This window comes from Streptomyces sp. NPDC055749, from assembly GCF_053617235.1.
The window spans coordinates 23292-37418 of the sequence record NZ_JBSHFH010000049.1; the positions used below are offsets into that span (position 1 = coordinate 23292).

The following is a 14127-nucleotide window of genomic DNA, read 5'->3' on the forward strand; positions in this document are numbered from 1 at the left end:
GACCCTGTGTACCGAAGGCGCAGCTCACTGTGATTCAGTGGCCGTGACACTGCAACAAGTACGTCGATATGAAACCTGGAGTTGCTGTCGAGGTCTCGGGGAGTGCGAGCAATGGAGGCCGAGTCCGAGCCCTACGTCCGTCTTGCGACCATGCGGCAGCTGCACCAGGCCGTCGCTGATCTCAACACGGCGCGGAGCCTGGCGGACACCCTGCAGACCGTGGCCGACGGAATAGTCTCCGGCCTCGGTTACGAACTGGGCTGCGTGAATCTCGTGCGGCCGGACGGTGACCTCGTCGTCGCCGCGTTCGCGGGCAACGCCGCCGCCGAGGCCCTGATCACCGGCCGGGTCGGCTCCCGTGATTCCTGGGAGCGCAGGCTGGCCATGGGCGAGGTCTGGGACGAGCTCCGTTTCATACCCCACACCCAGGGCTGGGTCCTCCTCGACGACGACGTACCGCAGTGGCACACCGACGGTCCCGAGCCCCGCTTCGAGGACGAGTGGCACCCCCTGGACCGGCTCTACGCCCCGATGTACGCGTCCGGCGGCGGACTCGATCTCCTCGGCGTGATATCCGTCGACCGGCCGCGGAACATGCGCCGACCGGGCGCGTGGGGGCGCGAAGCGCTCCAGATGTACGCGTCACAGGCGGCGATTGCGATCAGTAACGCTCGCCTCCGAGCAAACATGCAGCGGGCCCTCGTTCGCCTCGAACGCGAACAGCAGGCGCTGCGGGCCAGTGAAGAGTCCTTCCGCCAGGCGTTCGAGTACGCACCCAGCGGTATGGCCATCGCCGAGATGGGCGGCGATCAGCACGGCAGGCTCCTCCGCACCAACGACGCCCTGTGCCGCCTCCTGGGCCGCCCCGCCTCCGTACTGCGCCGCTACTCCTTCGCCGACCTCGTGCACCCCGAGGACATCGGCACCCTGCTGCGTACGTCGGCCGAGGGCGGCCGGGCCGAGCTGCGGCTCGGGCGCCGCGACGGCACGTACCTCTGGGTCTCCCTGCGGAACTCGGTCGTCGCCGACACCGCCGACGGCCCCCGCTTCCTCCTCACCCACGTCGAGGACATAGAGGAGCGCAAGCGTCACGAGCTGCACCTCGCGCACCGCGCCTCGCACGACGCCCTCACCGGTCTGCCCAACAGTGCCGAGCTGCGGTCCCGGCTCAGCGCGCGGCTCTGTGAGAGGCCCCACTCGGTGGCGTCCACCGCCATCGAGGCGCTGGACGCGGCGTACGGAGACGTCGAGACCTCCCGTACGCACGGCTTCCAGGCCGACGGCTACGACGCGGACCCGGTGCCCGGCGGCGGTCCCTACGACCACCATGTGCACACGGCGGCGCCCGACACGGAGCACGACGACGGTTCGAAGGGCCTCGCGGTCCTCTTCTGCGACCTCGACGGCTTCAAGTCGATCAATGACCGTTTCGGACATCACACCGGTGACGCGGTTCTCATCGAGGTCGCCAGGCGGCTCACCACCTGTGTGCGGGACGGGGACACGGTCGCGCGGCTCGGAGGTGACGAATTCGTCGTCCTCGCGGACGGTCTCGGGGCCGCGGATGCCGCAGACCTGGCCGTACGCTTGCGTAATGCCATCATTCCGCCCATCCGGGTGGATGGCAGGGCGGTCAGGGTAGGTGCGAGTTTCGGCATCGGCTGGGCCGAGTGCGGCATGACCGTGGAAGAGGTCCTGCGCTCCGCCGACCAGCGGATGTACGTCGAAAAGCGCTCCCGGTCGAAGGTTCACCGCAGAGCCGGCTGAGGTTTACGGCACGGCCATCCCTTACCCCGCCCCGGTTTCCGAAGCCGTCCTGGTGTGTCCGACGGCAATGAGAGGCGTGCTCCGTTCGGGGTAGGCTCGGCCGGTCGGCGACGGCTGGCGACATGGTGAGGAGTGACCCAGGGATGACGGCCGGGAACAACGGCACGAGCAAGCCCGAGGACGACGATCCGTTCGGCTACCTGTACGCGGACGGACAAGCGGCAGGCGCCCAGGCGCCTGGCCAGGGAGGCTACGGCTACCCCGGTCCGGCCGCTCAGCCCGGCGTGCCCAGAACCTCGTACAACCAGGTGCGGACCGTCGGCGAGCGCCAGTACGGGCAGCAGGTTCCGCATCAGCAGGCGTACGGCCAGCCGCCCCAGGGACCGTACGGCCAGCCGAACGCGCAGTATGCGGCCCCCGAGACCTACCCCGGTGGCGCGTCCACCGCGCAGGTCCCGCAGCAGGGCGGCAGGGGCGGCGGTCCCGGCAGGGGCGGCCCCAACACCAAGGCACTGCTGATCGCGGCGGTCGCCGTGGTCGCGGTCGTGCTCATCGGCATCGGTACGGCTCTTCTCTCGCCCGACGGCGACGGCGACGACGACAAGAAGAAGAGCGAGGCCGGTACGTCGGCCGGTCCCGGCGATGAGGTCGAGGAGTCTCCGAAGCCCAAGGAGTCCAAGAAGCAGGAGGAGCCGGCCGAGCTCCCGAAGCAGGACGCGGCGACGCTGTCGCTCGGTGGCACGGCGGCCCTGGAGAACACGGTCAAGGGCGCCAAGAGCGCGAACGGCCAGTACATCAGCCTCAACGAGGTCGGCCGGTCGGCGACGTGGACCGTCGAGGTGCCGGAGGCCGGGCCCTACACGCTGTACGTGACGTACGGCGTACCCGGCAAGGACGCCAAGACGACCCTCACGGTCAACGGCGAGGCGCCCCGCTCCATCAACATGAAGAACTTCGCGAACGCCGCGGAGGGTGATCTGGAGAAGGGGTGGACGAACACGTACGCGTACGTCAACCTCACCAAGGGCTCGAACACGCTGAAGCTCTCGTGCGAGACGGGCGACCAGTGCGACGCCAATCTCGACCAGCTCTCGCTGAAGGCGGGCAACATCCAGTAGCCCGGCCCCTTCGAAAACGCCCCCGTCCCGGTTGTCGCCCCGCGCGAGCCGGGACGAGGCGTTTCCGGGGAGATCAGGCGGCGGGTGCCTGCTGCTCGATGCCGACGCGCGTCAGCAGATCCGCGTACGCCGTGCTGTCGAACTCACCCGCGGCAGGCGCCAGCACCGTCGCCGTCGACAGGGCCACCGCCCTCCTCAGCCGGTCCGGCCAGCTCAGGCCCTCGGCGAGACCGGAGAGCAGTCCGGCCACCGCGGAGTCGCCCGCGCCCGTCGGATTGCCCCGCACGGAGGCGGGCGGGAAGGCGCGCCAGACGCCGTCTTTGGTGGCGGCGAGCATGCCGTCGGCGCCCAGGGACGCGACGACGCTGTGCGCGCCGCGGCGGCGGGCGTCGTGGGCGGCGCGCAGGGGTTCGCGGGCCCCGGTGAGCTGGGCGAGTTCGTCGGCGTTGGGTTTGACCAGGTCGGGGCGGGCGGCGATGCCCCGGCGCAGGGGTTCGCCGCTGGTGTCCAGGAGGACGGGGACGCGGGCGGTGCGGGCGGAGCGGACGAGCTCGGCGTAGGCGCCGACGTGTATGCCGGGCGGGAGGCTGCCGCAGAGGGCGACCGCGTCGGCTCCGGTGAGCAGTTCCTCGTACGTACGCAGGAAGCCGGCCCATTCCTCGGCGGAGATGTGCGGGCCCGGTTCGTTGAGCTGGGTCGTGTCGCCGGTGGCGGCGTCGACGACGGCGATGGTGCGGCGGGTGTTCCCGGCGACGGTGACGAGTGCGTCGCGTGGCGGGAGCGGGGCCAGCAGTTCGCGAAGGACGGCTCCGGTGGGGCCGCCCGCGAAGCCGGTGACGACGGTCTCGTGGCCCAGCGCGGCGAGCACCCGGGCGACGTTGAGGCCCTTGCCGCCGGGGCGTTCGGTGAGGTCGGTGACCCGGTGGCTGGTGTGCGGGACGAGTGCCGGGACGGCGTACGTCAGGTCGAGCGCGGTGTTGAGCGTGACGGTCAGGATCACCTGCACCGGCCTCCGATCCCTTGTAGCGCCTACCAGTACGCGCTTTCCCCCCGGCGGTTCCCGCCGCGACGATCATGTCAAAGAGACGGCGGTCGGCCCAGGTCTCCGGGTCAACCGCCGTCTCTTCGTTACGTGGTCACCCCAGCTGGGGCTCGATGATCCACTCGCCCTTGCGCATGACGCCCTTGAGGACGAAGTCCTCGTCCAGGACCACGAGGTCCGCGTCCTTGCCCGGCTCCAGCGAGCCGACCCTGTCGTACACGCCGAGCAGCCGCGCCGGGTTGGCGGAGATGGCCTGGACGACATCGCCGACGGGAATCCGGTCGATGGTCACGGACCTGCGGAACGCGGTGTCCAGGGTGAGCGTGGAGCCGGCGATCGAGTTGCCCTCCACCAGGCGTGCGACGCCGTCCTTCACCTCGACCGCGAGCGGGCCCAGCTGGTAGCGGCCGTCGCCGAACCCGGCCGCGTCCATCGCGTCCGTGATCAGCGCGACGCGTGCGGCGCCCGCGCGGTGGAAGGCGAGCTCCAGGGCCGCGGGGTGCAGATGCGTACCGTCGTTGATCAGCTCGACGGTGATCCGCTCGTCCTCCAGGAGCGCCGCGATCGGGCCCGGCGCGCGGTGGCCGAGGGCCGGCATCGCGTTGTAGAGGTGCGTGGCGACGGTGGCGCCCGCGTCGATCGCCTCGACGGTCTGCTCGTACGTCGCGTCGGTGTGCCCGATCGCCGCGATCACGCCGTGCTCGGCGAGGAGGCGCACCGATTCGATGCCGCCGGGCAGTTCCGTGGCGAGGGTGAACATCTTGGCCGTGCCGTGCGCCGCGTCCATCAGCTTGCGGACCTCGGCCGGGTCCGGATCGCGCAGCAGGTCCTCGCTGTGGGCGCCCTTGCGGCACGGGGAGATGAACGGGCCCTCGAAGTGGATACCGGCCAGGTCGCCCTGCTGCACGAGCTCGGCGAGGACGCCGGCCCGGTGGGCGAGGAAGTCCATCTCGCCGGTGACCATGGAGGCGACCAGGGTGGTGGTGCCGTGCTCGCGGTGCGTACGGACGCCGGTCAGGACCTCGTCCACGGTGCCGGAGGTGAAGGACGCGCCGCCGCCGCCGTGGTTGTGCATGTCGACGAAGCCGGGGACCACCCAGTGGCCGGACAGGTCGACGGTGCGGGCGCCATCCGACGTGCTGCCGGCGATCCTGCCGCCCTCGACGATCACCCGGCCGTTCTCGACCGTGCCGGTGGGCAGTACCACCCGGGCGCCTGCGAGAACTGTGCTGTCTGCGCGTCCGGCCATCAGGCGGATACCTCCGTGGAGAGAAGATCCCAGGCGAGCAGCCCTGCGCCCAGGCATCCGGCGGTGTCCCCGAGGGCCGCCGGGACGATGTGAGGCAGCTTCTGGAACGTGACGCGTTCCTCGACAGCCGCACGCAGTGGTGTGAACAAGGTTTCCCCCGCCTCGGCCAGACCGCCACCGATGATGAGCATGCGGGGGTCCAGCAGGGTCAGCGCGGTGACCAGGCCCGCGGCGAGTGCGTCGACCGCGTTCTGCCAGACCTGTACGGCGGCGGGGTCGCCGGATTCGACGGCCTTCGCGCAGTCCGCGGCGTCCGCGTCGGGGTCACCGGAGGCGGCGGCCCAGGCCCGGGTCACCGCGGAGGCGGAGGCCAGGGTCTCCAGACAGCCGCGCTGGCCGCAGCCGCAGTCCGGGCCGTCCGGCCGGACCACGATGTGGCCGATCTCGCCCGCGTAGCCGTGGGCGCCCGCCTCGATGGAGCCCCCGATGCCGATGGCGCCGGCGATGCCGGTGCCCAGCGGTACGAAGAGGAAGCGGTCGGCGCCCTTGCCCGCGCCGATCCGGCCCTCGGCGAGGCCGCCGGTCCTGACGTCGTGGCCGAGGGCGACGGGTACGCCGAGGCGCTCGCCGAGCAGGGCGCGCATGGGTACGTCGCGCCAGCCCAGGTTCGAGGCGTATACGGCGATCCCGTTCTCGGCGTCGACGATGCCGGGTACGGCGACGCCTGCCGCGAGCGCGGGGGCGCCGAAGTGTTTCTCGCCGTACGCGCGCAGGTCGGCGGCGAAGTCGAGGATCGTGTCCACGACGGCGTCGGGACCGCGCTCCCTGCCGGTGGCCCGCCGCGCCTCGTGGAGCAGGGCGCCGTCGGCCCCCACCAGGGCGGCCTTCATTCCTGTGCCGCCCACATCGAGGGCGATGACATGTCTCACGGGAGACAGTTTCGCCCGTCGGCCCAAAAAGGTCTAGTCCACTTTCGTGGTTTGTTGCGGCTCCATACAAAACGTGAGCATCCCGATACGTTGCCGAAGCGAGATGCCGGTGGTGTAGACCTCTCGGTGAACACGGGGGAAAATCGCGATTCGGCGGGGGCGATGCGACCAATGAGGACGGGCGAGGCTGTGCAGCGGCGCTTTTTCGGTGTGACCGCGGCAGTGGCCGCGCTTGGTATGACGGCAACGTTGTCGGGCTGCGGGAGCGGCGCCGGTTCCGGTGACGTCACCCTGAAGTTCGTGGCGGCCGACTACGGGACCGGGGCGGCGAACAGTTCCAAGATCTACTGGAACGGTCTCGCCCGGAAGTTCGAGGCCGCCCACCCCGGCATCAAGGTCGATGTCCACGTCTACGCGTGGAAGGACGTCGACCGCGAGGTCTCCGAGATGGTGGAGCAGGACAAGGCCCCGGACATCGCCCAGATCGGCGCGTACGCGGACTACGCCAAAAGGGACAAGCTCTACACGACCGACCAGATGCTCGCCATCCGCACCCAGGCCAACTTCCTTCCCTCGCTGAGCGACGCGGGCAAGGTCAACGGCGAGCAGTACGGGCTGCCGTTCATCGCGAGCACCCGGCTGCTCTTCTACAACAAGAAGCTGTTCAGCCGGGCCGGGCTCGACGCGCCCAGGACATGGGCCGACATCCAGGGCGACGCCGCGGTGCTCAAGCAGCGCGGTGTCACGTATCCCTTCGCCCTGCCGCTCGGGCCGGAGGAGTCCCAGGCCGAGACTCTGATGTGGATGCTCAGCGGCGGCGGTGGCTACACCGACGACGTCGGCGGGTACGACATCGACTCCCCGCAGAACGTCGCCACGCTCACCTGGCTGAAGGACAACCTCGTCGGCAAGGGGCTCACCGGGCCCGTCGCCCCCGGCAAGCTCGACCGGGCGAAGGCGTTCGACGCCTTCACCCGCGGCCAGGTGGGCATGCTCAACGGGCACCCGACGCTGATGGAGGACGCCGAGAAGCAGGGCGTCCAGGTCGGCATGGTGCCGCTGCCCGGCGTCGACGGGCCGACCTCGGGATCGATGGGCGTCGCCGACTGGATGATGGGCTTCAAGCAGAACAAGCACCGTGCGGAGATCGGCAAGTTCTTCGACTTCGCGTACAACGACGAGAACGTGCTCGCGTTCGCCGACGAGTACGACATGCTGCCGGTCACCGACAGCGCCGCCGCGGTGATGGAGTCCGACGCCCGGCACGAGCCGCTGCGGGAGTTCCTGGCCGCGATGCCGAACTCGCAGTTCTACCCGTACGCCAAGAGGTCCTGGGCCCAGGCCAGCGAGGCCATCAAGGAGAGCATCGGCACCGCGGTGGAGCCGAACGGCGATCCGGAGGCCGTGCTCGGGGAGATAGCCAGGAGGGCGGCGCAGGCGGAGCAGGCGGAGTAGAGGGGGCGGGCCGCGCCGGTCGCCTCGGGGGAGTGGCGCGGGTGTCCGTGCGGGCCATTAGGTTGTTCATATGACCGAAGAAGCCCCACTCTCCGACCGGGACCGGGCCCTGCTCGCCCTGGAGCGGCGCTCCTGGGCGAGCCCGGGTGCGAAGGAGCGGGCGATCCGGGAGGAACTGGGGATGTCCCCGGTCCGCTACTACCAGCTCCTGAATGCGCTGATCGACGACCGGCGGGCGCTGGAGGAGGACCCGGTGACGGTGAACCGCCTGCGCGGTGTGCGCGCCGCCCGCCGCGACCGCCGCTGACGAGCTCGGCCATCTCGGGACCGGCCGGAAGATACCCCTGCGGGGACGCGCCGCTATAGGGTCGGCGCATGGGCAGTCACCCCGTTCACCTGCCGACCCCGACCACCCCGGCCGGCCGCGAAGGTCTCGCCGCGATTCTCGCCCGGCCCGACCGGGCCGTGGTCGCTCTCGACTTCGACGGCACGCTCGCCGACATCGTCCCCGACCCGGAACAGGCCCGCGCCCACCCCGACGCGGGCCCCGCGCTCGCCGCGCTCGCGCCGCGGGTCGCGTCCGTCGCCGTGATCACCGGGCGGCCCGCCGGGGTCGCCGTGCGGTACGGCGGCTTCGCCGGGGTGGCCGGGCTCGATCACCTCGTCGTCCTCGGTCATTACGGCGCCGAACGCTGGGACGCCGTGTCCGGCACCGTGCACGCCCCCGCCCCGCACCCGGGCGTCGCCACCGTGCGCGCCGAACTCCCCGGGGTGCTCCACGAGTTGGGTGCCTGGCACGGCACCTGGATCGAGGAGAAGGGGCAGGCCGTCGCCGTACACACCCGCCGTGCCGAAGACCCGCAGGCCGCCTTCGAGTCGCTGCGCGGCCCCCTCGGGGAGCTCGCCGCCCGGCACGGGCTGATCGTCGAACCGGGCCGCATGGTGCTGGAGTTGCGCCCACCCGGCATGGACAAGGGCGTCGCCCTCGCCGAGTACGTACGCGAGACGGACGCCGAGTCCGTGCTGTACGCGGGCGACGACCTCGGCGACCTCGCCGCGTACGCCACGGTGGAGAAGCTGCGCACCGAAGGCCCGGACGGCATCCCCGGACTCCTTCTGTGCAGCGGCAACGAAGTGCCCGAACTCGCCGAGCGGGCAGACCTGTTGCTGCCGGGCCCGGCGGCCGTCGTCGGCTTCCTGTCAGCCCTCGCGCAGCGCGTGTAGCTGGTCCAGGAACCACTGCTGCGGCGGCAGCGCCGTCGCCGCTGCGGCCAGCGCCTTCGTGCGGTCCGCCCGCTCGCCGTGCGGCATCGACAGCGCCTGGTGCAGCGCCTCGGCCGTGGCGGACACGTCGTACGGGTTCACCACGATCGAGGCGTCGCCCAGCTCCTCGTACGCCCCCGCCTCCCGGGACAGCACCAGTACACAGCCGTCGTCGGAGACCACGGGCACCTCCTTGGCGACCAGGTTCATCCCGTCACGGATCGGGTTGACCAGTGCCACGTCGGCCAGCCGGTACGCCGCGAGCGAGCGCGCGAAGTCGTCCTTGACGTGCAGGATGACCGGGGTCCAATCAGGCGTCCCGTAGGCCGTGTTGATCTCGTCGGCCAGGCTCTGCACCGCCGCCGTGTACTCCCGGTACACCGCCAGGTCCTGCCGCGACGGATAGGCGAACGCGATATGGGCGACCCGGCCGCGCCACTCGGGGTGCGCGTCCAGCAGGGCGCGGTAGGCGAGCAGGCCGCGGACGATGTTCTTGGAGAGCTCGGTCCTGTCCACCCGCACGATCGTCCGGCGCCCCTCACCCACCTGCTCCCGCAGCGCCGCCATCCGCTCGTCCACGTCCGCCTCGTGCGAGCGGCGGCGCAGGAACTCCGCGTCCGCGCCGAGACCGTGCACCCCGATCCGGGTGCGGCCGGTGCCGCCCAGGATCTCCGTGCAGCAGCCGATGAAGGCGTCCGCCCACCGCCGGGTGAGGAAGGCCGCCCGGTCGGCGCCCAGGATGCCCCGCAGTAGCTGCTCACCGATGTCGTCGGGCAGCAGGCGGAAGTAGTCGACGGGTGCCCACGGGGTGTGCGAGAAGTGGCCGATGCGCAGGTCGGCGCGGAGTTCGCGGAGCATGCCGGGCACCAGCGCCAGGTGGTAGTCCTGCACGAGCACCGAAGCGCCCTCGCCGGCCTCCTGCGCGAGCGCTTGTGCGAAGGCCCGGTTGTACGCCTCGTACGAAGCCCACTGCCTCCTGAACTCCGCGTCGAAGGCGGGCTCCAACGGCGTCTGGTACAGCATGTGGTGGACGAACCAGAGCACGGAGTTCGCGATGCCGTTGTACGCGTCGGCGTGCAGGCCGGCGTCGATGTCCAGCATCCGTACACCCGGTTCGGCGACCCCCTGCCTGACCGCCTCGCGGTCGCCGTCGCTCAGGGCCGCGCACACCCACAGCTTGTCGTCGACGGCACTGAGGCCGGAGACGAGGCCGCCTCCGCCCCGTTTCGATGTGAGCGAGCCGTCCTCGCCCTGTGCGTACGACACGGGGCCGCGGTTGGACGCGACGAGGACCTGGGCAGCGTGCTCGGAGACCATGTAGCGGAATCTAGCCCGTTCCGTAACCCCCCAAACGTGAGTACGGCGGGTCAGGTCAGCCGTGGTCGCGCTGGCGTCCACGGCCGCGGGCCGCCGCGCGGGCGACCACTCCGGCCCCCGTCAGGGCGAGCGCGAGGCCGCCGAGCAGCCACAGCCGCTCACCGCTGCTGCCGGTCTCGGCCATCGATCCGTGCGCGGAGCTCGGGGCGGCCGTAACCAGGACCATCACGGCGGAGCTCAGCAGGGACAGTGCCATAAAGCGAGGAAATGCCATAAAAGTAAATCTAGGTAATTTTTATGACTAAACGTGTTACGCCGCGCGGCGGGACATGTACTCCGCGATCTCCCGCATCGGTGGCCGCTCCTCCGTGTCCACCACATGCGTGCGCGGTACGAAGCCGCTCTCGCCCCGCTCGAACTGGGTGAGCGCGGGCCGCACCAGATGGCCGCGGGAGAGCCGGAGCTGCGCCGTGCGGTAGATCGTCGCCGCCATCCGCCCCAGCGCCTGGCCGTCCTGGTGGCGGTGTCTGCGTACGCCGACGTCGACCTGCGCCAGCGCGTCGAGGCCCACCGTGTGCAGCGCGTCGATGAGCAGGCCCAGCTCCACTCCGTAACCGACGGGGAAAGGGAGCTGTTCGAGCAGGGAGCGCCGCACCGCGTACTCGCCGCCGAGCGGCTGGACGAATCCGGCCAGCTGCGGCCAGTGCAGATTGAGCAGGGGCCGCGCCACCAGTTCCGTGACACGACCGCCCTGACCGGCGGTGTCGCCAAGCGGGCGGTCGTACATCGCCTTCACGAACTGCACCGAGGGATCGGTGAGCAGCGGTCCGATGGTGCCGGAGACGAAGTCCGCGGAGAAGTCCTTGAGGTCGGCGTCGACGAAGCAGACGATCTCGCCGCTCGTGACCAGCAGTGACCGCCACAGGACCTCGCCCTTGCCGGGCACGGCGGGTATCCGGGGCAGGATCTCGTCCCGGTGGACCACCCGGGCGCCGGCCTCCCGGGCGACCTTCGCGGTGGCGTCCGTCGAACCGGAGTCGATCACCACCAGCTCGTCGACCAGCGGGATCCGCTCCATCAGCTCGCGCCGGATCGTCGTCACGATGTCGCCGACCGTCTCCGCCTCGTTGAGGGCGGGCAGAACGACACTGACACTCGCGCGGTGCGGATCGCGTGTCCTGGCGGCTGCGAGACGATCCAGCGGGCGATCGGCAGCCGACCAGGAACGCCTGGTCAGCCAGCGTTCCACCTCTTCCAGCACGGTCGATACTCCCTGTATGTGATCCATCTCGCGGTTCGGACGACTATCTCAACCGTCCGAGGCTTCGGTTACAGTCTTGAACAACGCGAACGGCCCTTGCATCCCGGGGTCCGCCCGCCGACAAATGCCTGGATCGGTGATCCAGTGCCACAGCGCTCATCCAGAGGGACTGAGGGAACGGCCCGTTGAAGTCCCGGCAACCCCCCCACCGACCGCGAGGTCACGGTGGGGAAGGTGCCAAATCCGTCTTGTGGCGAAATGCGTCACGAGGAAGATGAGGAGAAAGGGCCTCCGCCATCATGGCTGTGCAGACTGTTGAGACGAACACCAATTCCTCTGTGGACCTCGGTCCCGCCGTGGCACTTTCCTGCCGCGAGTGCGGCGAGCGTTTCGAGCTCGGCCCCCTTTTCGCCTGCGCGTCCTGTTTCGGGCCGCTCGAAGTGGCGTACGACCTGCCGAGCGGCTCCCCCGACGAGCTGAAGAAGCGCATCGAGGCCGGACCCAACAACATCTGGCGCTACGCGCCGCTGCTGCCGGTCCCCGCCGATGTCGCGGACAAGCCCAACATCAACCCCGGCTTCACCAAGCTGGTCAAGGCCGACAACCTCGCCCGTGAGCTGGGCGTCACCGGCGGTCTGTACGTCAAGGACGACTCCGGCAACCCGACGCACTCCTTCAAGGACCGCGTCGTCGCGATCGCCGTCGAGGCCGCCCGCGCCTTCGGCTTCACCACCCTGTCCTGCTCCTCCACCGGCAACCTCGCCGGTGCGGTGGGCGCCGCCGCCGCCCGCGCCGGCTTCCGCTCCTGCGTGTTCATCCCGCACGACCTGGAGCAGGGCAAGGTCGTCATGGCCGCGGTGTACGGCGGTGAGCTGGTCGGCATCGAGGGCAACTACGACGACGTCAACCGCTTCTGCTCGGAGCTCATCGGCGACCCGCTCGGCGAGGGCTGGGGCTTCGTCAACGTCAATCTGCGCCCGTACTACGGCGAGGGCTCCAAGACCCTGGCGTACGAGATCTGCGAGCAGCTCGGCTGGCAGCTGCCCGACCAGCTCGTGATCCCGATCGCGTCCGGCTCGCAGCTCACGAAGATCGACAAGGGGCTCCAGGAGCTCATCAAGCTCGGTCTGGTCGAGGACAAGCCGTACAAGATCTTCGGTGCCCAGGCCGAGGGCTGCTCCCCGGTCTCGGTGGCCTTCAAGGCCGGTCACGACGTCGTGCGCCCCCAGAAGCCGAACACGATCGCCAAGTCCCTGGCGATCGGGAACCCGGCCGACGGCCCGTACGTGCTGGACATCGCCCGCCGCACCGGCGGCGCCGTGGACGACGTGAACGACGAGCAGATCGTCGACGCGATCAAGCTGCTCGCGCAGACGGAGGGCATCTTCGCGGAGACCGCGGGCGGGGTGACGGTCGGCGTGACGAAGAAGCTGATCGAGGCGGGTCTGCTCGACCCGACGCTGACCACGGTCGTCCTGAACACCGGTGACGGCCTCAAGACGCTCGACGCGGTGGCCGCGACCTCGCAGGCGACCGCGACGATCCGGCCGAGCCTGGACGCGTTCCGCGACGCCGGCCTGGCTACGAGCTGACCACCCGAGACCGAAGGAAGGCACCCACCATGAGCGTCAAGGTCCGCATCCCCACCATTCTCCGCACCTACACGGGCGGCCAGGCCGAGGTACCGGCCGAGGGCGCGATCCTCTCGGAGGTCATCGACTCCCTGGAGAAGAACCACCCGGGCATCGCCGCCCGCGTCCTGGACGACCAGGGCAAGCTCCGCCGCTTCGTGAACGTGTACGTCAACGACGACGACGTGCGCTTCGAGGGCGGCCTGGAAGCGGCCACCCCGGACGGCGCGGGTGTCTCGATCATCCCGGCCGTCGCAGGCGGCTGCTGACTTCGCAGCGTTACCCCTGTTGCCCCCTCCGCGAGAGAAGCGGAGGGGGCAATTCTGCATGGTTAGACGCGGTAGAGTTGGGAAGTCCCCTCCGCTGCCTGTGCCGCCCGCATATGAGAATGCGCCCGGTCGCGATAAGAAGCAGCCAAAGTGTTCGACCCCCTTGCGTCATAAGTGGCCTTTGTCGGGCCCGACTTGCCCAGGAATCTCATGAATTCCCCATAAAGGGGCGATCGGCTGTGCCCAGATTTCTCGTCCGATTGACCTGTTGCAGAGGGCAGTTGGGCAGATACATTCGGCCGCGGTCGACGCGTTCCGGCGCACACACCCTCTCCTGTCGGAGGGTGAGTTCTGACCCGGGCCCGCGAAGTGCGGTCCTGTGCAAGGGCCAGTAATAGGGGAGTTAGGCATGGCTCAGGGCACCGTCAAGTGGTTCAACGCGGAGAAGGGGTACGGCTTCATCGCGGTCGACGGTGGTGCGGATGTTTTCGTCCACTACAGCGCGATCCAGATGGACGGGTACCGCACCCTCGAAGAGGGTCAGCGAGTTGAATTCGAAATCTCGCAGGGCCAGAAGGGGCCGCAGGCGGACATGGTCAAGCTCGCCGTCGGCTGAGCTCGGCGCGGTCGGCCAACGACACTACTCACGCGCGCAGGGCCCGTACCCCCAGGGGTGCGGGCCCTTCGTGCGTCCTGGACCCAGTCGCGCGTCCCGGATCCGGCCCTCGTGTTTGTCCACATCCCGAGGGGGACGCTTGCACTCGCAGGGGTCGAGTGCTAATCATTGGCGTTAGCACTCTCCAGGTGAGAGTGACAGAAACTTGGA

14 protein-coding genes and 1 riboswitch are annotated in these 14127 nt (G+C 70.0%); of the genes, 8 read left to right on the forward strand and 6 right to left on the reverse strand.

All coding sequences use genetic code 11. The features are described from left to right. Positions 1–111: 111 nt before the first annotated feature. Positions 112–1767 carry a diguanylate cyclase CdgB gene (cdgB, locus tag ACWGO0_RS29165; RefSeq protein ID WP_453541435.1) on the forward strand — a complete coding sequence of 552 codons (1656 nt, stop codon included), beginning with the start codon at positions 112–114 and terminating at the stop codon, positions 1765–1767. A 143-nt stretch (positions 1768–1910) separates the two neighbouring features. After that, positions 1911–2885: a carbohydrate-binding protein gene (locus ACWGO0_RS29170; protein ID WP_453541438.1), complete on the forward strand. Its 975-nt coding sequence runs from the start codon at positions 1911–1913 to the stop codon at positions 2883–2885. Positions 2886–2958: 73 nt separating this feature from the next. Here the strand turns inward: ACWGO0_RS29170 and ACWGO0_RS29175 are convergent, their stop codons facing one another. From ACWGO0_RS29175 to ACWGO0_RS29185, 3 genes are all read right to left on the reverse strand, one after another. Continuing rightward, positions 2959–3885 (reverse strand): 1-phosphofructokinase family hexose kinase, encoded by a 927-nt coding sequence (locus tag ACWGO0_RS29175; RefSeq protein ID WP_453541553.1) that lies wholly within the window; start codon positions 3883–3885, stop codon positions 2959–2961. A gap of 136 nt (positions 3886–4021) precedes the next feature. Next, positions 4022–5176: an N-acetylglucosamine-6-phosphate deacetylase gene (gene nagA / locus ACWGO0_RS29180; protein WP_453541441.1), complete on the reverse strand. Its 1155-nt coding sequence runs from the start codon at positions 5174–5176 to the stop codon at positions 4022–4024. Then, entirely contained in the window at positions 5176–6105 is a 930-nt protein-coding gene (locus ACWGO0_RS29185; RefSeq protein WP_453541444.1) for an ROK family protein, read from the reverse strand. Before ACWGO0_RS29185 ends, nagA begins: the two co-directional genes overlap by 1 nt. Before the next feature lie 237 nt (positions 6106–6342). Here ACWGO0_RS29185 and ACWGO0_RS29190 point away from each other — a divergent pair, with 237 nt between their 5' ends. The 3 genes from ACWGO0_RS29190 to otsB all read left to right on the forward strand — a co-directional run bounded on the left by ACWGO0_RS29190 (position 6343) and on the right by otsB (position 8784). Next, positions 6343–7560 (forward strand): extracellular solute-binding protein, encoded by a 1218-nt coding sequence (locus ACWGO0_RS29190; RefSeq protein WP_453541447.1) that lies wholly within the window; start codon positions 6343–6345, stop codon positions 7558–7560. A 70-nt stretch (positions 7561–7630) separates the two neighbouring features. Further along, entirely contained in the window at positions 7631–7867 is a 237-nt protein-coding gene (locus ACWGO0_RS29195; RefSeq protein ID WP_453541449.1) for a DUF3263 domain-containing protein, read from the forward strand. A 68-nt stretch (positions 7868–7935) separates the two neighbouring features. Further along, positions 7936–8784 (forward strand): trehalose-phosphatase, encoded by an 849-nt coding sequence (otsB, locus tag ACWGO0_RS29200; RefSeq protein ID WP_453541452.1) that lies wholly within the window; start codon positions 7936–7938, stop codon positions 8782–8784. On the opposite strand, the gene ACWGO0_RS29205 is transcribed toward otsB, so the two are convergent. The 3 genes from ACWGO0_RS29205 to ACWGO0_RS29215 are packed head-to-tail and all read right to left on the reverse strand — an operon-like array spanning position 8761 to position 11401. Next, on the reverse strand, positions 8761–10140 hold the full coding sequence (locus ACWGO0_RS29205) for an alpha,alpha-trehalose-phosphate synthase (UDP-forming) (protein WP_453541455.1): 1380 nt from the start codon (positions 10138–10140) through the stop codon (positions 8761–8763). The genes otsB and ACWGO0_RS29205 overlap by 24 nt on opposite strands. Positions 10141–10195: 55 nt before the next feature. Further along, a complete protein-coding gene (locus tag ACWGO0_RS29210) occupies positions 10196–10396 on the reverse strand; it encodes a hypothetical protein (protein WP_453541458.1) in 201 nt (66 codons plus the stop codon). A 54-nt stretch (positions 10397–10450) separates the two neighbouring features. After that, positions 10451–11401, reverse strand: a complete 951-nt coding sequence (locus ACWGO0_RS29215; protein ID WP_453541461.1) for a glucosyl-3-phosphoglycerate synthase — start codon at positions 11399–11401, stop codon at positions 10451–10453. Between the two features lie 153 nt (positions 11402–11554). Next, positions 11555–11682: riboswitch (SAM riboswitch) on the forward strand. An 18-nt stretch (positions 11683–11700) separates the two neighbouring features. Between ACWGO0_RS29215 and thrC the strand changes: the two genes are divergently transcribed. From thrC to ACWGO0_RS29230, 3 genes are all read left to right on the forward strand, one after another. Continuing rightward, positions 11701–12993 (forward strand): threonine synthase, encoded by a 1293-nt coding sequence (thrC, locus tag ACWGO0_RS29220; RefSeq protein WP_453541464.1) that lies wholly within the window; start codon positions 11701–11703, stop codon positions 12991–12993. A gap of 29 nt (positions 12994–13022) precedes the next feature. Beyond that, positions 13023–13301: a MoaD/ThiS family protein gene (locus ACWGO0_RS29225; protein ID WP_453541467.1), complete on the forward strand. Its 279-nt coding sequence runs from the start codon at positions 13023–13025 to the stop codon at positions 13299–13301. 409 nt (positions 13302–13710) lie between these two features. Next, positions 13711–13917, forward strand: coding sequence for a cold-shock protein (locus ACWGO0_RS29230; RefSeq protein ID WP_003967346.1), 207 nt, complete (start codon positions 13711–13713; stop codon positions 13915–13917). Positions 13918–14127: the final 210 nt, after the last annotated feature.

What these genes read in the sequence shown, in the direction of transcription:
- cdgB (WP_453541435.1), top strand. Translation starts at nt 112, where the DNA reads ATGGAGGCCGAGTCCGAGCCCTACGTCCGTCTTGCGACCATGCGGCAG.
- ACWGO0_RS29170 (WP_453541438.1), top strand. Translation starts at nt 1,911, where the DNA reads ATGACGGCCGGGAACAACGGCACGAGCAAGCCCGAGGACGACGATCCG.
- nagA (WP_453541441.1), bottom strand. Translation starts at nt 5,176, where the DNA reads ATGGCCGGACGCGCAGACAGCACAGTTCTCGCAGGCGCCCGGGTGGTA.
- ACWGO0_RS29190 (WP_453541447.1), top strand. Translation starts at nt 6,343, where the DNA reads ATGACGGCAACGTTGTCGGGCTGCGGGAGCGGCGCCGGTTCCGGTGAC.
- ACWGO0_RS29195 (WP_453541449.1), top strand. Translation starts at nt 7,631, where the DNA reads ATGACCGAAGAAGCCCCACTCTCCGACCGGGACCGGGCCCTGCTCGCC.
- otsB (WP_453541452.1), top strand. Translation starts at nt 7,936, where the DNA reads ATGGGCAGTCACCCCGTTCACCTGCCGACCCCGACCACCCCGGCCGGC.
- ACWGO0_RS29205 (WP_453541455.1), bottom strand. Translation starts at nt 10,140, where the DNA reads ATGGTCTCCGAGCACGCTGCCCAGGTCCTCGTCGCGTCCAACCGCGGC.
- ACWGO0_RS29210 (WP_453541458.1), bottom strand. Translation starts at nt 10,396, where the DNA reads ATGGCACTGTCCCTGCTGAGCTCCGCCGTGATGGTCCTGGTTACGGCC.
- thrC (WP_453541464.1), top strand. Translation starts at nt 11,701, where the DNA reads ATGGCTGTGCAGACTGTTGAGACGAACACCAATTCCTCTGTGGACCTC.
- ACWGO0_RS29225 (WP_453541467.1), top strand. Translation starts at nt 13,023, where the DNA reads ATGAGCGTCAAGGTCCGCATCCCCACCATTCTCCGCACCTACACGGGC.
- ACWGO0_RS29230 (WP_003967346.1), top strand. Translation starts at nt 13,711, where the DNA reads ATGGCTCAGGGCACCGTCAAGTGGTTCAACGCGGAGAAGGGGTACGGC.